Genomic DNA, 22,857 nt, shown 5'->3' on the forward strand with positions numbered 1-22,857 from the left:
GAGTCAGTCGAAGCCGCTGGAAACAGTGCTTCACGCCCATCCTCTACCCGCCCCTGTGACCGCTATCTGCACGGCACTCCGTCGCGCGTCATATCTCGCCATAGCCGAACTGCCGTACGTTTTGTCCTGGCGGTTGCGCGCATTGCCCAACACACCGGGCACGCTCGCGAAGTGGTAGTCGGGGTAATCGATGCAGCGCTTTGTCAGTTGCATCATGTCGCGATGGCTGCGCAATACGAAGAGGCGGCGCGGCGCCGTCGGCGTATTGCCGGGACGAAACCAGTCGATCCGCATGCATTCGACCGATACGTCGTGCCTGTTACGCGTCCATCTAGCCGAGCGCATTCGCGATCACCCCGTCGCGCCAATGAAATCCCACCGCGTGATTCGAGTTCGTGAACACCGCGCGTTTGACGTCGGCGCGGCGGAGACCGGAGTCAAGGAGGCAAACACCGGTCGGCGTTCACCAAATATCAATTTAAGTAATCGCTTTCTCTGGCATTCGATATTTCCCTCGATATCTAATAAAATTACCCAATTTTCCAGCGTAGTTTAAGAGCAAATTCCGACCAATTCAAGAGAAAGCGCTTACTCATTTGATCTATACTGTGCCTTCCGAGCGGCCATATCGGCGACCGCCACAACGCACCTTAGCGCCTGCGAATGCGCGCGGCGGGGTCATGTGCACCGGCTACGATGGCAGCATCACCTTGCTCATGAATTGGTTGAAAGGAACCATCGAACGCGCGGCACGACCGTTTATCTGATCACCGGCCCAGATTCGGCCAAGGTCCGGCCCTTCAAGCGGGCTCCCGGCGTCAGCACCATAAAACAGTGAAGCGAACCTCGAACATGGCATTCACCATCGTACCGATCCGCTGCGGCGATATCGTCAATCATGAGCGCTCGTGCTTTTTGTACCGCAAGAACTGCGGTTCCGCGCGCCTGCACGCGCCGTGCATCGCGTGGTTGCTGCGCAGCGCTCGCCATACGATCGTCGTCGATGCCGGACCGGGTTCCCGCTCGCGCGCACCGCAGTGCTACACCGAGACGGATGCCGGAATCGACGACTTGCTGCAGTACGGTCTGGCGCGCGAAGGCGTCGATCCGGCTTCCGTCGAACTGGTCATTCTCACTCATCTGCATAACGACCACGTCGGCGGCGCGCGGTTGTTCACGAACGCACGCTTTCATGTCCAGGAAGCGGAGTTGAAAGAGGCGATCTGGCCGGTGCCGTTCCAGCGTCCGATCTACGAAACCAACCAGCGCGGCCGCACTCCACCGTGGGTGGACATTCTCGACCGGATGGACGTGGCGTTCGGTGACGCCGACGTGATGGCCGGCATCCGCGTATTGCGCCTGCCGGGACATACGGCGGGCTCACAGGGTGTGCTGGTCGACACGCAGGCAGGACCGTATCTCATCGCAGGCGATCTCATTCCACTCTACGAGAACTGGCCGGAGGACGGCAGCGAGCCGGTCCCGAACGGCAACCACACGGACCTGCGCGCTTACGACGAAAGCTTCCGCCGCATCGCGGCGCTTGGAGCGAGAGTGCTGCCGGCCCATGAGCCACAGGTTTTCGATTGTAAGGTGTATCCCCCGCCGCAGATCCGGTAAGCGGTCGGTATTGCCACGGAAAGAGGCGATGAAGCAGAGAGGGTTCCGGCTGCAGGGCGACGACGATCAGTTCATGGATCGCATCAACTTGGGCTTCGCGATACCAAGCATGGGCAGCAAGCTGGCGTCGACCCCGGCGGTACTCGATTTCGCCTCCGGCGTGCTGTTTTCCGGCTATGGCATCGCGCAGGCGATCTGGGGCTGGTTCACCGACCACAGATTCGGCAAGGCGCTCATCGCCGTGACGCGGGTGCTGTGGAGCATCGCCGAACTATCGCAGAGCATGGTCCATCACGCGTCGTAAGGGGCGGCCGTACGTTTTGCAATCGGTCTGTTCGAAAAGGGCATCTTCCCGACCTTCCTGCTGTTCGTGAAGAACGGATTCGCGCCCTGTAGGCGGGCGACAAGTACCAGCGTCGTGCCGTTCCCAGATCCGCGCGCAACTGGTTAGGCTTCCGTTGCGCAGCGGTAGCCAAGCGCACGCTGTTTGCGTCGCGCCGTCGCAGCCAATATGCTGCGAACGCATTCACCGCATCATTGATCGTTTAGGTGCCTGACTGCTCGAGACATTCCCTGCTCATCAAACGCAGGGCTGCACGCGCCCAGCCCTTCAGCAAGCCTGCAGCACGTTGATGACGCGGCTCACGAGCAACGGACGAGTATTGCGTCCGTACTCGGCCATATGCGCGGAGGCCGCATGTGCCTTTAACGCTTGCGCGCTTTCCCAGCGTTCGATTACAGCAAAGGTGTCAGTGCCGAGTGGTGTCTGGATCGTCCCGAAGTCCGGTACGTCGACCACGGCCTCGTAGCTAATGCACCCCTCTTCCGCCAGCACCGCCGGACGGTTCTTGTTGAAGAGCGCCAGCACGGCTTCGCGTTGACCGGGCTGGGTAGTGATCGTTGCAATGACATGGATCATCCGGATTTTTTCCTTTCCTGTTTCGGCGCCGATCGCCGCGCGAAATAATAGCCGCATTTGGACATGCTTGCTGACAGGGCCTCACCGTGCGGTTCCGGTCGGGCTCCCGACGCGCGGCGCGCGCAGCGTTGATGCTGATAGAGCCCGCCTGGCAAAGCGATGGAGGCTGAAAGGGGCACTGCGATTTTCCCAAGCGGCGCATCGCCGAGTACGGCGCTGCCACATCAAGGAGGAAACGCCGCAACGGTGGCGCGCCGTGCAGCCGCTCAGAAGGCGGTAGACGACCGCACTCTACGACGGGTAGCGTTCGCCACGGAGTCGTCGATGGCGTGGGCCAGCCGAACCTCGCAGGTATCGTGGTCAATGTCACTGGCAACTTCCACCGTGAGGCCCCGGATTGCTGATAGCCTTGCGGAACATTATGGGTTCCGCGCACGCACACGCGCTGCTTTTCTGATTTCGCCGGCGACGTATGAGCTGAACGTATTGGCAACGTCTGGCAGATTCAGAATGTTGGCCTCAGTGACGTTAGCCGGTTTGAGCATTTGACGCTCAATAGCGCGCAGTCCCATCGTGCTTGACGCGACAAACTTGCGGACGAGGTCCTCCCGTGTCTTCTTGTCCGCTGTGTCGAAGAATTCGCGCGCCAGACGAATCTCCTCCTGTCGACGTTTATCGGCTGCCGCGTTAGCTGCCGCCAGGCTGGCCTCGACTTCCTTTTGCCTGTCAGACCTCGCCCCCTGTTCCCCCATCGTAGCCTCACCAAGCTGGGCCTGAATCAACTCGACCTGCCTGTCGGCGTCGGATACCCGGTAGTTGTCCGAAAGAGCCCTCATCAAGTAGGCGGATGCTCTTTTCACCTTGATACCCTGCCTGATTGTCCAGCGGGTGTAGTCGATGGCTTGTTGAATGCGCTCGTCTGTCCAGACGAGCCTGTTCTCAGCGATTTTTTCAAACTGCTTTTCAGACAGTCCGAATTCATCTTGAAGCATTTTGAAAAGTACGACTGAGTTCAGCATGGCCGCTTTGGATGCCAATGCCCCTTCTTTGCGTTTGAGCCGGAAGCGTATCTGGTCTTTCTTTCGCGAGCCGGGAGTTCCGGCACGGGTTTCATACGACAACTCGATGTCGGACAGTTCGTTGATTTGATTGACCGCCGGCTCGAGATAATCGCGCTTGAAGTATTTGAACTCAGCGTTGTTTGCCCATGACTTGCCGGGCAAGTTTCGAACGAGGTCGAGTGACAGCCAGTCTGTTAGCCCGCTGGGTACGGACGGCAAGACGTGGTCATAAATGCCTCGAGCATAGATGAGCGTAAATCTCGAGGTGACTAGCAGGCTGGTCCAGTACGAGTTCTCAGGATCCTTGATGAGGCGTTGCAACTCGATAGGCACCCGGAAGCGAATCCGGCCATTCCTGACGCTGACCCGGCCGATCAACTCAAGCCAGTCCCCGTCTTCATTCTGGACGACCAGGTCCTCATCCGCATCGTCATCACCGGCGCTGCCCTCTTCACCGGGTTCGACAGGTTCCTCCAGCATGCGTCCTTTCGAATCTACGGACACTACCGGTGCACTCATCACTTCGAGCATCGAAGATTTGACGCTGCGAATGACGCTGGAAAAATGTTTCTTATTCCTGCTGTCATAGCGCATCAGCCATTTAAAAAAACTGAGCGTCACGTCATAGGTTTCCTGAATTTCAGGGTCCTGCGCGACGATGAAGTAAGCGGCATCCACAAAGCGTCTGGCGGACAGTCCTAATCCGATAATGCGCGCAAAGACCCGGTTCTTTTGATAACCGATATCTTTGTCTGGACTAGCCTCATCGATGGACCTTTGCGCCGGCGCCATCTCCACGAATAGGTCCAGTGCAAATTGAAGAGGGGTGACCCGTCGGTCGACGCTGCTGGACATGCCTGTTCCCTAGAAATTCAGCAGACTCTAGGCATACAAAGGTGAGATGTCAATAAGAAAGTCTCACCTCTGGCGCTGAGACGAACAGCCTGCACATCATCCCTCACCTTCGGCACACCATCTCTCACCACTAGTGAAGACGTCGGAGCCCAAGCCCATAATGGTAAAGGGTTTCAGCCGGTTATCCACAGGCGACGCGGGAAAATCTCTCACCTCCAGTAAAACGCGCTTTTGTCTCTCACCTCGACACACCATAAATCTCCCCTTCTGCGCCTGGATGTCTCACCTGAGATGCACATTTTCTCTCACCTTTGGCACATTGAGTCTCACCTCTCCGGTATTAACTGTTTGATAACAAAGGAATTGTATTTCTTCTGTAAGTTTGTTAGTTCGTTTTTTTATTTAAAACAACCAACAAACCGTTCGGCAACGTAGGCGGCTGCCTGGATGGCCCCGCAGTAGACAGCAGGAGTCGATCTCAAAGACCCGATGTGCAGTCGAATCTAATAGGCCTCGCAACTCTGCGCGCTTTAGTCAGTGAGACAGAGTGTCCGCCGCTTGGGAGCGTACGGCGAGGACGATGGTGCTTTTCGAATCAGGGAGATGTGAAGCGGTGCCGCCTCACATGTGTTCGGGACGCTTCTCGGTGATGTTCTTCGTGCCTTCAAAGGTGAGAGATTGTGTGCAACATCTTCTGCTGGCGGATACACGCAAGGTCTTCGGTGCAGACCATCTGTCGCATTCAGCTGCGCCGCGACTGTCGTCCTACGCACAAGTCCCAGCGTTAATGTCGATGGTCGTAGGGTGAGGGATTTTGTGCATGCGGACAGGCTCGTCCGATATTGGCATTTGCGTGGATGCACACTATCTCTCACCTTTGCCCCTCCTTCCACCAAACGAAATCAAAACGTAATGTAATCGTCCGCGTGCGCGTGCTCATCGCTATGAGACCGCTTGAACGCTAACCCTCTCAGCCGTTGCCTCTGCTCGATCCAGCGGGTCAGTGGATAAAAACTCTCACCTTTTATCCATAACTCTTCCCCGGCGGCCGCCATATGCTTCCAAAGGTGAGAGATTTTGTGCGGGAGATTTCGTTCATATGGGCTGGCACCGATTCCGTTGAAGGCATAAAAAACAGTGGCTTACGACGGATATTTGAGAAACTGGACGACAATATAAAGCTGTTTTTGCGTTTTTCCTGTATTCTCCGTTTAGCTTCAATTTCCAGGGAAAACTCCGAAATGGCCAATGTCAGCCAACCGATGCCGATAGACCGAACCGTGACGCTTGAGGAAATCTCAGATTTCGCGGACGTCGTCACCGATTATGCAACTGAGTTGCGAGACCAAATTCTCGCGCCGCGCCCGCGCAAGGAAGCGCCGGTGTTTACGACTGGAGAAGTCGCAGAGCTCTGCGGCCTGACGCGTCAGCAGGTGCAATACCTGGCAACGAAGGGGGATGGCGTGCTGCCGGAAGGGCAGTCCACCGGGACAGGACGAAGCCGCAGTCGGCTATTTACGCTAGCTGAAGCCCGAAATTGGGTACAGCAGGTGTCGGACATCTACCAGACGCCGCTGGTAGCTGGACCGAGCGATTTCGAAGGCAAAGTGCTTATCACGTCGCAGCTGAAGGGGGGCTCGGCTAAAACCACAACGTCGATGTGCCTTGCCCAAGGGTTGAGCCTGCGCGGGCGAAAGGTTCTCGTTGTCGACCTTGACCCCCAAGCATCGCTTTCGGAGCTATGTGGACTGTACGCGGAAAAAGAGGTATCTCCGGACGATACAGTGCTTCCTTTTGTCTACGACCAAAAGGTCGAAGGAGGTCTGCTCTCCAGGGTGCAGCCAACGTACTGGGATGGGTTGGATATCATCCCGGCGCATACAGAACTGGTCGGGGCTGAGTATCACCTTCCCGCGATGCAGATGAAGCTTGCAGGATTCAAGTTCTGGCAGGTGCTCCGGGATGGACTAGCGCCGTTGCGCAAGCACTATGACTACATCATTCTGGATACCTCGCCCTCCCTGTCTTACCTCAACCTGAACGCATTGATGGCAGCGGACGCAATGGTCATGCCGATGGTCCCGGAGAATCTCGACTTCTTCAGCTCGCTTTCCTTCTGGCGACTTTTCTCGGACGTCGCCAAGTCGTTCATCAAATACGAAGCTAACAAAAAGTACGATTTCGTTTCCGTATTGCTGACCCGCGTGAACTACAACAGCACTTCCGCGGCACCCGTTGTGCGCACGTGGGCACAAGGCGCGTATCGTCACTGGCTGGACCCGTTTGAGGTTCCTGCCAGTTCGGTCATGAGTTCAGGTGCTCTGGCATTTACGACCGTTTTTGACATCAGCAGCTCTCATAGCCAGGCGAAATCCTTAGCGCGCGTCAAGCAGCCGCTAATTGACTATTGCCGGTGGGTCGATGACATGTTCGTCAAACAATGGAGGCCAGCACAATGAGCACCAACAATATCCGTGATCAGATGTTGGCCAAGACCGCAAATCTTCGGTCAACAGCGGAACGAACCCCCGATGCAAGCCGTCGCGGGAGTCGGACAGAGACAGCACCAGGAATGGCGGGAGCGTTGGCGGCCGCACAGTTGAGGGTGCAGGAGCTTGAGTCGTCGGGGACGACGTCGCAGTTGCCGGTGACGGAAATTGTTCCTAATCCTTGGCAGCCGCGTCGGGTATTCAATGAAGCCAAGTTGTCCGAGCTGGCAGAGTCGATTCGCGAAGTCGGGCTAATGCAACCCATCGTGGTTCGTCGGGTTGAATCGGCCTACCAGATTGTGGCAGGGGAGCGGCGCTGGCGAGCACACAAGATACTCGGGGCGGAGTACATCAAGACCGTGGTCATCGAGTGCTCCGACCAGGACATGATTGTGCTGGCGCTGGTCGAGAATATGGACCGCGACGACCTCACCGATTATGAAGTGGCCATCTCGCTTCGTCGGTCTGAGAGCGAGTTTCCTAGCCGCAAAAGGCTGGCAGAGGCAGTGGGCCTCTCACGTACCGGGCTATACCAATTTCTTGCGTTCGAAAATCTGCCGGACTTCATGAAGAAGGACCTTGATTTGCAGCCTGCCCTACTCGGCTGTAACGCTGCCGAGGAAATTGTCTCAGCCCTTAAGAAGCACGGCGGCGAAGCCGAGGTGGCTGCACGCGAGCTCTGGCCAGATGTGGTCAAGGGAGAGCTGGCCCAAGGCAAGCTTGCGCCGGCGATTATCGCGATGGTCACTCGTCGTGCGTCGGGGACGACCGCTCGGGAGAGGCTTATCGAGAAATTCTTCGCCGGAAAAGATCAGGCGGGAAGCATCACCAAGGACGTCAACAGCTTTACGTTGAAAATCAAGGCGGCGGCTTTGACCGAGGCCCAGGAGGCGCGAATTCGGCAGCTTATCGGTGAACTGTACAAGGGCGAGCCGCGGTGACTTAGCTTTTCTCGCGACAAAGGAGCCCGCGACGAGCGGGCTTTTTTGTGGGCCGACGCGGGGTGTCAGTAATACTGACACCGGGCTCTGAAAGCGAAATGTTGCGTTTGATCGCCGGGGGGCGGGAGGGCGATAGTGGCGGTGTCTGCGATCCGCGTTCTGTTTGGGCGAGGCGCAACAGTGGACGCACACGGGCAGTGAAACTGGCACGTACCAATACCGTATTGCGTACGACGGGCAATGCTTCCAGTCGTGGACGTGCGGCCGACCTGGCCCTGCGGGGGGGCAGTGTCGGTATTACTGACACTTTGAATTGGACAAAACAGACTGTAAGCAGAAAACCTTAACTGTCTTGAGGCCGTCTTCTCAGCGCGATTCAGCTGCGAGCTTGCATCCGATTGAGGACAAAGCCTGGCCCGCAGCGACGCCCGGCAGAGGGACTGGACTGCGGTCATCGATGCGGGTCTCGACGTACGCCACACCTGCTCCTCGATGTGCTTTCAAGGGTGGCGTCCGGTGTAGTCGCGGACACCGCCGTCCCGTCCGGTCGGCGTTGCGTGGGGTCACAGTATTTCCTCTTGCGAATGTGAGGGACCGGTTTGATGGCATGACTGTGTGGGCGGAGGGTTTATATGCACTGGAATTTGCGCAACCACTCGACGAGGGAGCCACGAGTGTGCAGATAGTTTGCAACAGTGCCTCGATAAGGCGCTCTGTTCGAAGTGTCGGTATTACTGACACTCGCGTTCGACAGCCGCGTTCCTTCGATCCCCCCAACGTCTTCGTGTAGAGGTGTCAACATTGCTGACACACGTTCACCTACCTTTCGACCCTAGGCGGGCAAATATACGGCGACATTGTGCTTCGAGCCAAGCGCGCCATTCCCGCCCATTCAGCGCCACGGCTTCGTTCTCCGCGAGGCGCAGCGGTGTCCGCGTCACGACCTGGCATAACCCGTTGCCGCAAATCCACTACCGATCAACAGAGTGAGCAGATGCTTTGCCCAGGTGACCTTCGTGGTTGGGATCACCGGGACCTCTCGCGTTTTCGCATCCGCATAACCATGGTCGCGATCGGCCGTGAGCGCGTAGTGCTTCGACGACCAGATACGAAGGGGTCCCGTGCTCCACTTTGGGTCCCACAGAATCGCGACCTTCCAGTGATACCTGCTTCTTCGTGCTGCTCGGTCCCGGGCCGGGCGGAGGACACGGATAGTGTGGAAAGAATCATCCCGCTGCATACTGGTGAAGCCCATCGGAAGGACCTCTGCCCGCGCGAGGCGATACTCTGCACCTGGTGCCGCGGGGTCGTTGACTTCCAGCCTTATGGTGCACGGTGAGTGGATGAACTTCGCGCAGTCGGGCAGAGGATGCCGTCGCCGTGCATGAACGGCTCCCGGTGCATCTTCGGCAGCCTCTGTCGGCGGCGGCAATAGGCGGTTTTTCGTTTCTGTCACCGGCCCCGTGATTGTCCAGAAATAGGTTGCCGCCAATGCAGCGTACGCTAACGACAACGCGAAAATTCGTACAGTACAAAAAGGCCTTGTACCGCAGATCGGCGACGAATGCTCCGGCAAACGGCCCCAGTGCGTAGATATCTGGAGCGCCTTTGTGCCGCTCCACTCTGGATCCGGCTGCGTGAGAAATCCGTCCGCGCCTGCACAATGCCATCGAAGCCACCACCTTCCAGACGCTGACGAGAGGAAGCGTTCAAGCCCCTTCTGGTCGTGAGGGCGCGCCGTCGCGGAACAGGGCAGATGTGTCAGCATCGCTTCGACGTCGTTTTACGGGAGAGACCAAGGATGGGGTCAAAGCCGGGCGTGCGACTGCGGCCCCGGCTGCCGTCGCGCGACTCAGCAATCCGCCTAAAGCGACACCACGAGCGATTTGCGTTCGGATTGAACGACACGAGGTCCGTGCGCTACTCCCCGGACCCGAATTGCCGTTTCAGCGTCGCCGCGTCGGCGGCCAGCCGCACAGTTCGATGCAGGCCTGCCATTCGGGCTAGCGTCTTTACTTTGCTGCTGACGGGCCGTCTGATAGACGATTTCCCGAAACCATGCCGAAGTCGAGCCTTCCTCTCCGGAATTCAGTCGTCGTGGCCGTGCCCTTCACCAAAAAAACCGGTCATCGACTTCGGCCGGCGATCGAATCTTCGCGCGTCCACAAGGTTTTTAGACAAGTAGGTTACTCAGCGCTCGTGTAGATGATCGCGCATCTCGGCGAGCGATGCTTCCAGCCCGGCCGTCCTCTAATGCGGTTCGTCATGAGGGCGGCTCCTGGATTAGACGTTGGTGCAACTCGGAGGTGTTGGAACCCCGTCGATACGGAGACAACGAGCGGTCAGGTCCGCCGGCGCGCTGCGCCGCCCAGTCGGCGATCTTATTGTGTCGGGCGATGAATAAGACTCAAGTGAGCATTCTGGCCCCTGCCGGCTGGTAGTAGCCAGCGCACAACACCGTAAAGAAGAGCCCGGCGGCGGTCTCCCTGAAAGGAGACAGCTACGTCAAAAAATGGCGGGCCAAGCGGGTGCCGCCATCAATCTTATGCGGTGGCCACCACGCGTCATGTTCCTCTGCGCGCTCGATATATTGCATCAACTGTCGCAGCCGCTTCGGCCGGAATTCGTCGGACAGGCCGTACAAGTCCCACGCGGCAAATTGATTGTTTCAGAGGAAGCCACTCGAGTTGGGCTCGATATTTTTGACTCGAAACGTAGACTGGTCCGTCAGGTCAGGCAAACGTTTCGCTTCGCAGCAAAGGGCTCCCGGCCTAGCGTGATGTCGCCGTGCCAGTTGGGCTCTCGTCAAGCACACACAAAACGGCATCACGACCGGGGACGTACTTGTGCTTGTTGACGTCGCGCCGCTATTCACAGGAGATGATTATCACAGTCACCGTTTACGTCTTGTGCCTTCTTGTGGAACCGTTAGACAGACAATGCACCGACGAAAAATGACTAGATCAATATGAAATGACTATCGATTTAAATTATTAATAGCCGAAAATCGCCGTGTTGCATGTCCTCGCTTAATCGAAAAGTCCCGAATGCGCATCCTGAGAAAGGGAGCGCTGTACGCGTCTCAACTCGGCGCAAAGGCAAAGTACCTACCGTTTCTTTCAATATACTTTCACAATCTGTCTCGCTTCGAGTGAACACTGTCCGCTGATCGGCAGCAAATCTTCAAGTTCATCCCCCGACTGTTGCCTGAGCTAGCCGGACGTCAGGGCCAAGCCGCGCACACCCATCCTTAGCGACGCCCACATTGAGGCAGCAACACCTTCGATCACTCCGGTTTAGTCGTCAGCGAAGAGGCGCGCGACAGTGCGTGCAGTGTCCCGCGGAAGGCTCCAACCCCACGGCGGCAGAAGCAGCTTTCGTGCTGATAGGGGGAGGGTGCCAGCAGCACGGAGCTTTACGAGCACCTCCACGAGCCGCTCGCACGCTTGGCAACGGCCGGAGCTTGCACGGACGGTACTCAAGAAGCGGGCTTCGGACATCCACTAGGACAGATTTTCGTGAAACAATTAAACGGACAATGCAGGAGAGAAAAAACGGCGCACAAACAATGACTTGGAACGCTTTCGACGCACGGTCTCCCTTGTGTTTCACGACGGGGCGCATTCCAAGGCTGCGAAATCGACAAGCGATAGCAGATATCAGTGGGTAATACCTTCGCAAACCGACATGTATCAAATGTTACGTATTCTGTAGTTCTCGTCTCGTGTGCCAATCTCACGATGACTCCCGAGGCGCGAAGAGGATCGCGCGCCGTTTGTCATTGCGCGAACGTGCGGCGATCGGGTAGGGTGACAGTTCCACAAAGAAAACAACGGATCGACAATGAACAAACAGGAACTGGTGGACGCGGTCGCTACGGCGACTGGCGCGAGCAAGGCGGCAACAGGCGAAGCGATCGATGCGTTCATCGGCGCAATCACGAGCGCCGTCAGGAAGGGCGACACGGTTCAACTCATCGGCTTCGGGTCGTTTTCAACGGGAGCCCGCGCCGCACGCGTGGGCCGCAACCCGGCGACCGGCGCCGAAATCCAGATTCCCGCAGCGAAGACCGTCAAGTTCGCGGCCGGCAAGGCGTTCAAGGATGCCGTGAACAGATCCTGACAGCGTGCGACAGCCGCCGGTCGGTGACATGCCGGCGGCTGACCGTTGCGGAACACTTCGCCGGCGGCCGACATGTTCCGCGGACTACGCGGGTTGGCGTCGGCGTCACCACTACTCCTGGCGAACCTACCTGTTTTAGCGTGCGGTCGATCAGCACGACGCCGAACTCGAATACGGAAGCGCCCGCACTCCGGAATGCCTCGCGTCCAAACGCTTGGGTATCCTCACTAAAAGGTACATGTCGTCAATGCGGCTATGTACACCACAGCCGCGAGTTGCCAAGCACGTGCGCGCGGGACGCCGCCGGCCGCCCGCGATGCATGCTGAATCACTCGCGGTTTCGACTGCGGTATGCGGCGCCTACCACTTCGCGCCAAGTCGGAACTTGTGCAGCAATGGCTCCGTATACCCGCTAGGCTGCGACCGCCCTTCAAAAACCAGCGCCTTCGCCGCCTTGAACGCGAGCGATGTGTCCAGGCGACCGGTCATTGGCTGGTACTGCGGGTCGTTGGCGTTCTGCGCATCCACCACCTTCGCCATGCGCTTGAACGTTTCGTTCACCAGCGCCTCCGACACCACCCCGTGATGCAGCCAGTTCGCAATGTGCTGGCTCGAAATGCGCAGCGTCGCTCGGTCTTCCATCAGACCGATATCGTGTATATCCGGCACCTTCGAGCAGCCGACGCCCTGATCGATCCAGCGCACCACGTAACCCAGAATCCCTTGCGCGTTGTTCTCGATCTCCTTGCGGATTTCCTCATCTGACCACTGCGCCTCTTCGACGACAGGAATCGTCAGCAAGCCATCGAGCAGTTCATCGCGTACGCTGTCGTAGGCTGTCTCTTCCAACTCTTGCTGCACGGCCTGAACGTCAACTTGATGGTAGTGCAGCGCGTGCAGCGTCGCGGCAGTCGGCGACGGCACCCACGCCGTGTTCGCGCCCGCTTCGGGATGCGCGATTTTCTGTTCGAGCATTGCATGCATCAGGTCGGGCATCGCCCACATGCCTTTGCCGATCTGCGCGCGTCCGCGCAATCCTGAGCTCAAGCCGGCCAGCACGTTATTGCGCTCGTAAGCCGCGATCCACGCGGATGATTTCATATCGCCCTTGCGCATCATCGGACCGGCTTCCATTGCGCTGTGCATCTCGTCGCCGGTGCGATCCAGGAAGCCCGTATTGATGAACGCCACGCGCGCCGATGCCGCCGCAATGCACGCCTGCAAATTGACGCTCGTGCGACGCTCCTCGTCCATGATGCCCATCTTGATGGTATGACGCGGCAGCCCCAGCAGATCTTCGACGCGGTTGAACAGTTCATTGGAAAACGCGACTTCGGCCGGGCCGTGCATCTTCGGCTTGACGATGTAAATCGATCCGGTCCGCGAATTGAGCTTGTTTTGCAGGTCGTGCATCGCGCCCAGCGATGTCATCACGGCATCCAGAATGCCTTCGGGAATCTCACGACCCTCACGATCGACGATCGCCGGATTCGTCATCAAATGCCCGACATTGCGGATGAACAGCAACGAGCGGCCATGCAGTTTCACGGACGAGCCATCGGGCGCGGTGTATGTGCGGTCGGCGTTCAGGCGACGCGTGAAGGTCTTGCCGTTCTTCGTGAGTTGCTCAGACAGATCGCCTTTCGCGAGGCCGGTCCAGTTGCGGTAAAGCTCGACCTTTTCGGCGGCATCGACAGCGGCAACCGAGTCTTCGCAATCGATAATCGTCGAGACGGCCGCTTCCATCAGCACGTCCTTCACGCGCGCAGCGTCGGTCTTGCCGATGGAGTGCGTTGCGTCGATCTGGATCTCGAAGTGCAGACCGTGATGTTTGAGCAGGACGGCGGAAGGGGAGCCTGCGTCGCCCTGATAGCCGATGAACTGCGCGGGAACCTTCAACGCCGACGAGCCGTTCCTGAGCGTGACGGCGAGCTTGCCGCATTCCACGCGGTATGCGATGGCGTCGACGTGCGAGCCGTTGGCGAGCGGCGCGGCTTCATCGAGGAATGCGCGAGCGCGCGCGACCACGCGCGCACCGCGGACCGGATTGAAGTAAGCGGTGCGCTCGGCGCCGTCGGTTTCGGGGATCGCGTCGGTGCCGTAGAGTGCATCGTAGAGGCTGCCCCAGCGCGCATTCGCGGCGTTGAGCGCGTAGCGCGGGTTCGACAGTGGCACGACGAGTTGCGGTCCGGCTTGCCCGGCGATTTCGGTGTCGACATTCTGGGTCGTCGCCTTGACAGCTGCGCTCACCGGTACGATATAGCCGATGCCTTCGAGAAATGCGCGGTATGCCTTCAGATCGCGCACGGGCCCCGGATGCGCGCGGTGCCACTGGTCCAGTTCCGTCTGCAGGCGATCGCGTTCCGCGAGCAGCGCGCGGTTCCTGGGGGCGAGGTCGTGGACGAGGACGGCGAAGCCTTTCCAGAAGGCTTCGCTGTCGATGCCAGTCCCACTCAACGCCTCATCGTCGACAAATTTGCTGAGAACAGCCGCGACACGCAGCCCGTTTCTCTCGATCATTTCACCCATCATTTGCTCCAACAGTTTTCAAATATCAATCGATCAGCCGTTGAGGCTGTTTGCAGCGGTTCTGGCCACTTGCGAATCCTGATCCGGTTTGACACCGGACACGCCGACTGCACCCACAACGTTTCCGTCGACCACGACCGGGACGCCGCCCTCGAGCGTGCCGGCTAGCGGGGCGCTCAGGAACGCGGTGCGGCCGCCGTTGATCATGTCTTCGTACTGCTTCGATTCACGTCGACCGAGCGCGGAGGTACGCGCCTTTTCGGTCGCGATGTAAGCGCCTATCGGCGCACAGCCGTCGAGGCGGAGCAGGGCCAGCAGATGACCCCCGTCATCCACGACCGCGATGGTTACTGCCCACTGGTTTTTCTCTGCTTCCGCGCGCGCGGCTTCCAGGATTCGCGTAGCTTCTACAACGGTCAATACGGGTTTGCTTTGCATGTCAGGGTTATCAAGTCAGTATTTCGAAGTGAAGTGTCGCCACCGGCGCATGCCGGTAGTCGTGATACGTTTCGTGGCGAACGGGGCTATCCACCCAGCGCGCCCTGCGTGTTGACGTGCACCGCATAAATGGACTGCGACGACGCCATGAACAGCCGGTTACGCGCGCGTCCGCCAAAGCACAAATTCGCGCAGCGCTCGGGCAGGGCGATCCGGCCAATCATCTTTCCTTGTGGCGAAATAACCATGACGCCATCGAGCTCGTCATTGCCCATGCCCCAGCCGCACCACAAATTGCCGTCGATGTCCGCGCGCATTCCGTCGATCGTGCCGGCGCCCGCGTCGTAAAACATCCGGCCTTTGCCGATTCCGCGGCCATCCGCGTCTACTTCATAGGCGTGGATCATCCGGTTGGGCACACCGCGCGATTCGATGATGTAGAGCAGCTTCTCGTCGGGCGAAAAGCACAGGCCGTTCGGCCCTTTCAAGTCGCGAGTGACTACGGACGCTTCGCCCGTCACGCCATCGATCCGATATACGGAGTGGGGGAGTTCCTGCTCTGCCTTGATTCCTTCGTAGTGTCCTGAAATGCCCATCGGCGGATCAGTGAACCAGATAGAACCGTCCGACTTCACTACCAGGTCGTTGGGGGAATTAAGCGGTTTGCCTTCAAAGGAATCGAGAAGGACGGTGATGCTGCCGTCGTACTCAGTGCGTGTGACGCGGCGGCCGTGCTCGCACGTAACGAGCCGCCCCTGTCTGTCGCGGGTGTTGCCATTCGCGTAGTTGGAAGGCTTCCGGAACACGCTGACTACGCCCGTTTCCTCCTCCCATTTCAGCATCTGATTGTTCGGAATGTCGCTCCAGAGCAGGTAACGTCCATCGCCGAACCATACCGGACCTTCGGTCCACCGGTAACCGGTGGCCAGCCGTTCGACAGCCGAAAAGGCCACGCGGTATTTATCGAAGGAAGGGTCTAGCGAAATCACCCGCGGGTCGGGGTATCGCTCAGCTTGTTGCCACATCTCACTCTCCTGTTCAGGACCCGGCATTTCCGCCTATTGCGGCGGCACGAGCGGTAGTATAAAGGGAAATGAGTAAGCGCTTTCTCTTGAATTCGGGAATGAAGTGCCATAAGATGCTTGAAATTCCAGAGCTTCGAGCCGTGATGCATCGGCCGTAGCGGTTATGTAAGAAAGCGATTACTCGTTTCATGCCTTTTTGACCGCCCGGCGCAAATTTTTAGAAGGGCAATGCCTGATGACTGAGATGACGAGCAAGAACGTAACCGGGCCAGTGATTCGGTTGCATCCCGCTGACAATGTGGTCATTGCGCGCATCGACGTCGCAATCGGTACACCGGTTCCAGCGGAAGATTTTGTTTGCCGCAGCCAGGTGGCCGCAGGCTATAAGATCGCGGCGACGCCCATTAAAAAGGGCGAGCCGGTTCGCAAATACAACGTGGTGATCGGCTTCGCCGCGACGGATATTGCGCCAGGCACGATGGTCCATAGCCATAACGTCGAGTTCCGTGAGTTCGACCGGGACTACGCATTTGGCGCGGACTACCGGCCCGTCGAGATGGTGCCCGAAGCCGAGCGCGCCACGTTCCAGGGCATCGTGCGGGATAACGGCGAGGTTGCCACGCGCAACTACATCGGCGTGTTGTCGACAGTCAATTGTTCCGCCACGGTCGCGCACAGGATCGCCGAATGGTTCACGCCGGAACGGCTGGCGGAGTACCCCAACGTAGACGGTGTGGTCGCGTTCACGCACTCGATCGGTTGCGGCATGGAAATGAGCGGTGAGCCGATGGCGCTGCTGCGCCGAACAATGGCGGGTTACGCGCGGCATCCCAATCTTGCCGCGGCGCTGGTTGTCGGGCTGGGATGCGAGCGCAACCAACTGGCCGGACTGATGGATCAGGAAGGTCTGAAGGCTGATTCGCGGCTGCACACATTCATCATGCAGGAGAACGGCGGCACCCGTCGGACCATCGAGGCCGGCGTAGCTGCGGTCCAGGCGCTGTTACCCGACGCCAATCGCGTGAAGCGCACGACGGTTCCCGCAAGCCACCTGAAAATCGGTTTGCAATGCGGCGGCTCGGACGGCTTTTCCTCGATCACCGCCAATCCTTCGCTTGGTGCGGCGATGGACTTTCTGGTCCGTCATGGCGGCACCGCCATCCTCTCCGAAACACCCGAAATCTACGGCGTGGAGCATACGCTCACGCGGCGTGCGGTCAGCCGCGAAGTCGGCGAGAAACTGGTTGAGCGGATCCGCTGGTGGAAAGACGAGTATTCGGTCGGTCGAGACGTTCAGATCAACGGCCAGGTCAGCCCTGGCAATCAGGTGGGCGGACTGGCGAACATCTTCGAAAAGTCGATTGGGTCAGCGATGAAAGGCGGCACCGGGCCGCTGATGCAAGTGTATCGATATGCCGAGCTGGTGAAGCAACCTGGACTCGTATTCATGGACACCCCCGGTTTCGACCCCGTCTCCGCGACAGGTCAGATTGCAGGCGGCGCAAATCTTATTGCCTTCACCACGGGGCGCGGTTCGATGTTCGGCGCCAAGCCCGTGCCATCGCTGAAGCTCGCCACCAACACACCGATGTACACCCGTCTGACCGAAGACATGGATCTGAACTGCGGTGGGATCCTGGATGGCATTGCGTCGATCCAGAGTACGGGTCAGAAAATCTTCGACGCGATTCTTGCAGCCGCGTCGGGCGAGCGCACAAAAAGCGAAATGCTCGGGCTAGGTGATCACGAATTCGTGCCGTGGCAGATCGGCATCATGAGTTGAGTCCGCAGTGGCTCAGCGCATTGCGAGGGCGAACGGCCATTTACACCTATAAGTAAAACCGCCGCCTGTAGGTAGTCGAACAAAATAGCGGAGACAGCCCGTGAGTACCCAAACCCCGGCAATACAACTACCTGACAGCGCGGCAAGCAACTCGATCTACACGCGAGTGACCTGGCGCTTCATGCCCTTGCTGTTCGTCTGCTACGTGGTGGCGTATCTGGATCGGGTCAACGTGGGCTTCGCCAAGCTCCAGATGCTCAGCGATCTGAACTTCAGCGAGGCGATGTATGGCTTCGGCGCCGGCATCTTTTTCATCGGTTATTTCTTCTTCGAGGTGCCGAGCAACTTGCTGCTGCACCGGCTCGGCGCGCGGCGCTGGATCGCCCGGATCATGCTCACGTGGGCCGTGCTCTCGGCCGCGACCGCGTGGGTCACCACGCCCACGATGTTCTACGTATTGCGTTTCTTTCTGGGCGTGGCCGAAGCGGGCTTTTTCCCGGGGCTGGTGCTGTATCTCACCTACTGGTTTCCATCGCATCGGCGCGGCAAGATGATTGCCTTCCTGATGGCGGGCAATCCGGTGGCGGGCATTGTCGGCGGCCCGATTTCGGGCTTTATCATGCAGCGCCTCGCGGGAAACGCGGGGCTTGCCGGCTGGCAGTGGCTGTTCATTCTGGAAGCCGTCCCCGCGCTGATCCTGGCAGCCGTCATTTTCTGGTTCCTCGATGACCGGGTGAAGGACGCCAAGTGGCTGCCGGTTCAAGACCGCGACTTCATTGCGTCGGAAATCGACGCGGAAGCACGCACCAAAAGCCACGGTTCCGTGCGCGAGGTCTTCACGTCGCTCAAAGTCTGGACCTTGTGCACGATACTCTTCGGTATCGTGATGGGCTCCTATGCGGTTGGCTTCTGGCAGCCAACCATCATAAAGAGTTCCGGAATCACGGACGCCTTCACCATCGGCCTGCTCACCGTCGTGCCTTATCTTGCCGCCTTGATTCTGATGATTGTGGTCGGCCGCCACGCGGACCGCACGCGTGAACGCCGCTGGCACGTCGTGTTGCCGCAATGCATGGCGGCTGTGGGTTTCGTGATGTGCGCCTACGCGGGCAACAATACGTATATTGCGTTGCTTGGCCTGACGCTTGCCGCTTCGGGCGTGATTACGGCCTTACCCATGTTCTGGGCCTTGCCCACTTCCTTCCTCGGCGGCACTGGTGCGGCCGCCGGCATTGCATTGATCAATTCGACGGGCAATCTCGCAGGCTTCGTAAGCCCTGCGCTCGTCGGGTGGCTAAAGACGGTCACGCATTCACTTGATTCGAGCCTGTTCCTGATTGCGGGGTCGCTGATTGTCTCCGCATGTCTCATCTTGACGCAGCTTCCCGCCAGGCTTGTCAACAAGTAGTACCTGCATGGCACTCGAGAGAAGTGCCAGATAGCAATTCGGTATCCTCAATTACATGGAATAGAGACAACATGAAGACTGGGAAGTATCGCTACGTTGTCGCCTTGCTGCTGTTTGTCGCGGGCGCGATCAATTACATGGACCGCGCGGCGCTTGGCGTGGTCGCGCCTGTTCTCAACAAGGAGCTGGATCTTTCACCGTCGCAACTCGGCGTGGTGTTCAGCAGTTTTTTCTTCGGCTATTCCATCTTCGCATTCGTCGGCGGACAACTCGCCGACAAGTATGGACCGCGCCGGGTCTTCTCCTGGGCGATGGGGGCGTGGTCCATTCTCTGCGGGTTGACTGCGGCCGCGACTGGATTCGGCACGCTGCTGATCTCCCGGGCGCTGTTCGGCTTCGGCGAAGGTCCGATGAATTCGACAACCAACCGGACCATCACCAACTGGTTTCCCCGGCATGAAACCGCGACCATGGTCGGCTTTACGTTTTCGGGCCAGACGGTAGGCAGTGCGATTGCCGGGCCGGTGGTCGGATTGATCGCCATTGCCTACGGCTGGCGCACGTCGTTTGTGATTATCGCGGCGTTCGGGCTGGTGTGGATCGTCGCCTGGCGCATGTTCGCGACCGACAAGCCGGCGCAAAGCACGCGGGTCGGCGAGGCCGAACGCCAGATGGTCGAAGCGAGCCGCAGTGCGGCCCATCCGGCGGAAGGCGGCGATGAAAGCACGCCGCTGCGCAGCTACCTGTTTCGTCCGAGCACGCTCGCACTTGGCGTCGGCCTGTTCGCGGTGAACTACACGCTGTTCGTGTTCATTTCGTGGATGCCGAGCTATTTCACCAACGCGCTGCATCTCGACATGAAGCACATGAGCTTTCTGAGCGCAGTGCCATGGGCATGCGGCGGGATCGGATACTTCGGCGGCGGCCTGGTCGCCGACGCGTGTTTCAAGCGCATGAGCAACAAACTGCTGGCGCGCAAGGTCTCGGCGATCGTGCCGCTCGCGCTGTCGGGTCTCGCTCTGGTGGGCGTCAGCATGGTCGATTCCGTGACGCCCGCCGTCCTGCTTGTCGCGTTCGCCGTGCTGTTCCTGACGGCTTCGTCGCAGGCGTGCTGGGCCACCATGCACGAGCTTGTGCCGGGCAGGCATCTTGGCGGCGTAAGCGGCTTTGTTCACCTGATTAGCAACATCTCGGGCATCGTCGGTCCGACCATGATGGGGATAGCGGTCCAGTACTTCGGCGGTTACAGCAGCGGCTTCATGCTCGGCGCGGCGGTCGATCTGGTCGGCGTGCTGGCCATGCTGCTGGTCATCGGCCGGCGCGCGGCAGGCGAGACAGCCGGGACGCATACCACCGCCGCATAAACGGTCCGTCCCGCCACGCAAGGAGTCGGGGCGGCGCAGGCGGAGGCACCCGCCCGCGGCCGCGCGGGTATCGTCGTTTTTTTCGAGTCGATCTACTGCCATGAAACACGTCATCGTTGAAGCCGAGCAAACCGATTATCAGACACGTTCGCGGATCGTTTCGGTGGAGGCGCGCACCATCCGCGTGCCGCTTGACCGCCACACTGCATTCTCGACCCGCCTCGTCACTGCCCGCGACTACACGGTGGTGCGCGTCACGACAGCCGATGACCATTACGGCATCGGCTTTTGCTACAGCGGCAACCGCGCCGGCATGCTGGTCACGTATGCCGTGCGCGAACTGTTTGCGCCGCTGTTGCGTGGGCGCTCCGCGCTCGATGTCGAAGGCTCGTGGTGCGCCATGTACGACGAGTCACTGCTGCAAGGGCGTGCGGGCTCGGTCATGCGGGCGCTGTCTATCCTCGACATCGCCTTGTGGGACCGCAATGCACGCGCTGCGGGCCTGCCGTTGAGCCGCTATCTCGGCGGCACATCTAGCGCCACCGTGCCGGCCTATGCCAGCGGTGGTTACTACCTCGAAGGCAAGACACCCGAGCATCTCGGCGAGGAAATGGCGGGCTATGTGGCGCTGGGGTTTCGCGCGGTGAAGATGAAGGTAGGACGGCTTGATCCGCGCAGCGAGGAAGCGCGGATCAGGGCCGCCCGCGAAGCGGTCGGCGACGACGTGCTGCTGATGCTCGACGCCAACAACGCCTGGTCCGACGTTCCGACCGCGCTCGAATACATGCGCCGGTACGAGCCGTTCAACCCGTACTGGATCGAAGAGCCGTTCAGTCCTGACGACATCGAAAGTCATGCGCAACTGAGCCGACGCACGCCGGTGACCGTTGCGACCGGTGAGATAGAAGCGGGGCGTTGGCGGCATCAGGAGCTGCTCGACAAGCGCGCGGCCATGATCCTTCAGTCGGACGCGGCGGTTTGCGGCGGGATCAGCGAATGGCGACGGATTGCGGCGTCGGCCGCGGCCGTGGGTGTGACGATGTGTCCGCACTGGTTCCACGATCTGCACGTGCATCTGGTGGCGTCGACGGCCAATGCGCGCTATGTCGAATTTTTCCCTGACGATCAGGTGCTGAATTTCCGCCGGCTGGTGGATACGCAACTGTCGTTCGCAGACGGCAACCTGACCGTGCCGACTCGTCCAGGCCTCGGATTCGACTTCGATGAAGCCGCGCTGAACGAATACGCGCTGGACGATTGGGCGTGAAGCCGAAGCACTGAATAGCTAGAAACGCCGGTTGCGTATGCAACCGGCGGATTTTCTTCAAGGCGTCAGGCGGTGACTTCGACCCCCGGCATCGAGAAGCCGATTTCGCGGAGTGCGGCGGCGAGCGCATCGCATTGCACGGGTGTCAGATCGACGAGAGGAGGACGTACGACGCCCCAGTCGGGATCGTTCGAATACACGCCGATCGCTGCCTTGAGCGCAGGGATCATCGGGAACCTGGCGAACACCGCACGCGTGGCATCCAGTGCTGCCTGACGGGCATCGGCGTCGGCCGATTGCCAGTCACGATACAACTGCACGATAGCCGCCGGATTGACGTTGCCGGTTGCCGTGATGCAGCCAACGCCGCCCGCCCGCAGGGTGGCCAGCAGGAAGGTCTCGCTGCCGGCGAACACATCGAAGCCATGCGGCTGGAAGCGCTCGAGCATGGCCTGCGTGTTGCTCCAGTCGCCCGAACTGTCCTTCACGCCGGCGATCACGCCCGGGAATGCAGCGAGCAGCCGCTCGATGAGCGCGAGGCTGAGCGGTACCTGGGACACGGGCGGGATGTGATACAGATAAATGCGCAGTGCGTCGGAACCCACGCGTTCGATGATCTGCGCATAGCTGCGGAACAAACCTTCGTCGGTGACGCCCTTGTAGAAGAACGGCGGCAGCGTCAGCACATGGTTCACGCCCAGCGACAGCGCATGGCGTGTCAGTTCGACTGTGTCGGTGAGGGCCGAGCAGCCTGTGCCCGGCATCAGACGATCGAGCGGAATGTCTGCGCCAACCAACGTTTCGAGCAGCTTCATTTTCTCGCGGACTGCGAGCGAGTTCGCTTCCGAGTTGGTGCCGAAAACAGCGAGTCCGACGTCCTGATCGATCAGCCATCGGCAATGACGGACATAGCGGTCGTGATCCGGAAGAAGGTCTCTTGTGAACGGCGTGACCACGGGCGAGTAAACGCCGCGGGGTCGGTTGACTGAAGTCATCGCGTGTTCCTTTTGATTGAAGTGAGCGTGTTTCGCGCCAT

General features: G+C 59.4%; 16 protein-coding genes. 10 read left to right on the plus strand and 6 right to left on the minus strand.

Features of this window, described 5'->3' with window-relative positions:
* Positions 1 to 190: 190 nt before the first annotated feature.
* The 3 genes from PQR32_RS07300 (at position 191) to PQR32_RS07310 (ending at position 1,924) form a co-directional block, all read left to right on the plus strand.
* Positions 191 to 556 carry a hypothetical protein gene (locus tag PQR32_RS07300; RefSeq protein WP_408223717.1) on the plus strand — a complete coding sequence of 122 codons (366 nt, stop codon included), beginning with the start codon at positions 191 to 193 and terminating at the stop codon, positions 554 to 556.
* A gap of 296 nt (positions 557 to 852) precedes the next feature.
* Entirely contained in the window at positions 853 to 1,620 is a 768-nt protein-coding gene (locus PQR32_RS07305; RefSeq protein WP_408223719.1) for an N-acyl homoserine lactonase family protein, read from the plus strand.
* Positions 1,621 to 1,648: 28 nt separating this feature from the next.
* Positions 1,649 to 1,924 carry an MFS transporter gene (locus PQR32_RS07310; protein WP_408223722.1) on the plus strand — a complete coding sequence of 92 codons (276 nt, stop codon included), beginning with the start codon at positions 1,649 to 1,651 and terminating at the stop codon, positions 1,922 to 1,924.
* Between the two features lie 306 nt (positions 1,925 to 2,230).
* Here the strand turns inward: PQR32_RS07310 and PQR32_RS07315 are convergent, their stop codons facing one another.
* A complete protein-coding gene (locus PQR32_RS07315) occupies positions 2,231 to 2,539 on the minus strand; it encodes a putative quinol monooxygenase (RefSeq protein ID WP_408223725.1) in 309 nt (102 codons plus the stop codon).
* A 419-nt stretch (positions 2,540 to 2,958) separates the two neighbouring features.
* Entirely contained in the window at positions 2,959 to 4,455 is a 1,497-nt protein-coding gene (locus PQR32_RS07320; RefSeq protein ID WP_408223728.1) for a replication initiation protein, read from the minus strand.
* 1,241 nt (positions 4,456 to 5,696) lie between these two features.
* Here PQR32_RS07320 and PQR32_RS07325 point away from each other — a divergent pair.
* The 3 genes from PQR32_RS07325 to PQR32_RS07335 all read left to right on the plus strand — a co-directional run bounded on the left by PQR32_RS07325 (position 5,697) and on the right by PQR32_RS07335 (position 12,007).
* Complete coding sequence (locus PQR32_RS07325; RefSeq protein WP_408224030.1) at positions 5,697 to 6,914, plus strand: ParA family protein; 1,218 nt, start codon at positions 5,697 to 5,699, stop codon at positions 6,912 to 6,914.
* The gene (locus PQR32_RS07330) at positions 6,911 to 7,885 is read left to right on the plus strand and encodes a ParB/RepB/Spo0J family partition protein (RefSeq protein ID WP_408223731.1); all 975 of its coding nucleotides are present in this window, start codon (positions 6,911 to 6,913) and stop codon (positions 7,883 to 7,885) included. Before PQR32_RS07325 ends, PQR32_RS07330 begins: the two co-directional genes overlap by 4 nt.
* A gap of 3,843 nt (positions 7,886 to 11,728) precedes the next feature.
* Positions 11,729 to 12,007 carry an HU family DNA-binding protein gene (locus PQR32_RS07335; protein ID WP_408223734.1) on the plus strand — a complete coding sequence of 93 codons (279 nt, stop codon included), beginning with the start codon at positions 11,729 to 11,731 and terminating at the stop codon, positions 12,005 to 12,007.
* A gap of 360 nt (positions 12,008 to 12,367) precedes the next feature.
* Here PQR32_RS07335 and PQR32_RS07340 read toward each other — a convergent pair whose 3' ends face one another.
* The 3 genes from PQR32_RS07340 to PQR32_RS07350 form a co-directional block, all read right to left on the minus strand.
* Entirely contained in the window at positions 12,368 to 14,536 is a 2,169-nt protein-coding gene (locus tag PQR32_RS07340; RefSeq protein ID WP_408223737.1) for a malate synthase G, read from the minus strand.
* Between the two features lie 33 nt (positions 14,537 to 14,569).
* Complete coding sequence (locus PQR32_RS07345) at positions 14,570 to 14,974, minus strand: heme-binding protein (RefSeq protein ID WP_408223739.1); 405 nt, start codon at positions 14,972 to 14,974, stop codon at positions 14,570 to 14,572.
* An 86-nt stretch (positions 14,975 to 15,060) separates the two neighbouring features.
* Complete coding sequence (locus PQR32_RS07350) at positions 15,061 to 15,999, minus strand: SMP-30/gluconolactonase/LRE family protein (protein ID WP_408223742.1); 939 nt, start codon at positions 15,997 to 15,999, stop codon at positions 15,061 to 15,063.
* Between the two features lie 235 nt (positions 16,000 to 16,234).
* Between PQR32_RS07350 and PQR32_RS07355 the strand changes: the two genes are divergently transcribed.
* The 4 genes from PQR32_RS07355 to PQR32_RS07370 all read left to right on the plus strand — a co-directional run bounded on the left by PQR32_RS07355 (position 16,235) and on the right by PQR32_RS07370 (position 21,821).
* Positions 16,235 to 17,782: a UxaA family hydrolase gene (locus PQR32_RS07355; protein WP_408223745.1), complete on the plus strand. Its 1,548-nt coding sequence runs from the start codon at positions 16,235 to 16,237 to the stop codon at positions 17,780 to 17,782.
* A 100-nt stretch (positions 17,783 to 17,882) separates the two neighbouring features.
* Entirely contained in the window at positions 17,883 to 19,190 is a 1,308-nt protein-coding gene (locus PQR32_RS07360) for an MFS transporter (protein WP_408223748.1), read from the plus strand.
* 71 nt (positions 19,191 to 19,261) lie between these two features.
* On the plus strand, positions 19,262 to 20,554 hold the full coding sequence (locus PQR32_RS07365; protein WP_408223751.1) for an MFS transporter: 1,293 nt from the start codon (positions 19,262 to 19,264) through the stop codon (positions 20,552 to 20,554).
* Positions 20,555 to 20,654: 100 nt separating this feature from the next.
* Positions 20,655 to 21,821 (plus strand): mandelate racemase/muconate lactonizing enzyme family protein, encoded by a 1,167-nt coding sequence (locus PQR32_RS07370; protein WP_408223754.1) that lies wholly within the window; start codon positions 20,655 to 20,657, stop codon positions 21,819 to 21,821.
* Positions 21,822 to 21,886: 65 nt separating this feature from the next.
* Here PQR32_RS07370 and PQR32_RS07375 read toward each other — a convergent pair whose 3' ends face one another.
* Positions 21,887 to 22,816, minus strand: a complete 930-nt coding sequence (locus tag PQR32_RS07375) for a dihydrodipicolinate synthase family protein (RefSeq protein WP_408223757.1) — start codon at positions 22,814 to 22,816, stop codon at positions 21,887 to 21,889.
* Positions 22,817 to 22,857: the final 41 nt, after the last annotated feature.

Origin of the sequence: Paraburkholderia dipogonis, from assembly GCF_046027395.1 — a bacterium.
In the GTDB taxonomy this organism is placed as follows: Bacteria; Pseudomonadota; Gammaproteobacteria; order Burkholderiales; family Burkholderiaceae; genus Paraburkholderia; species Paraburkholderia dipogonis_A.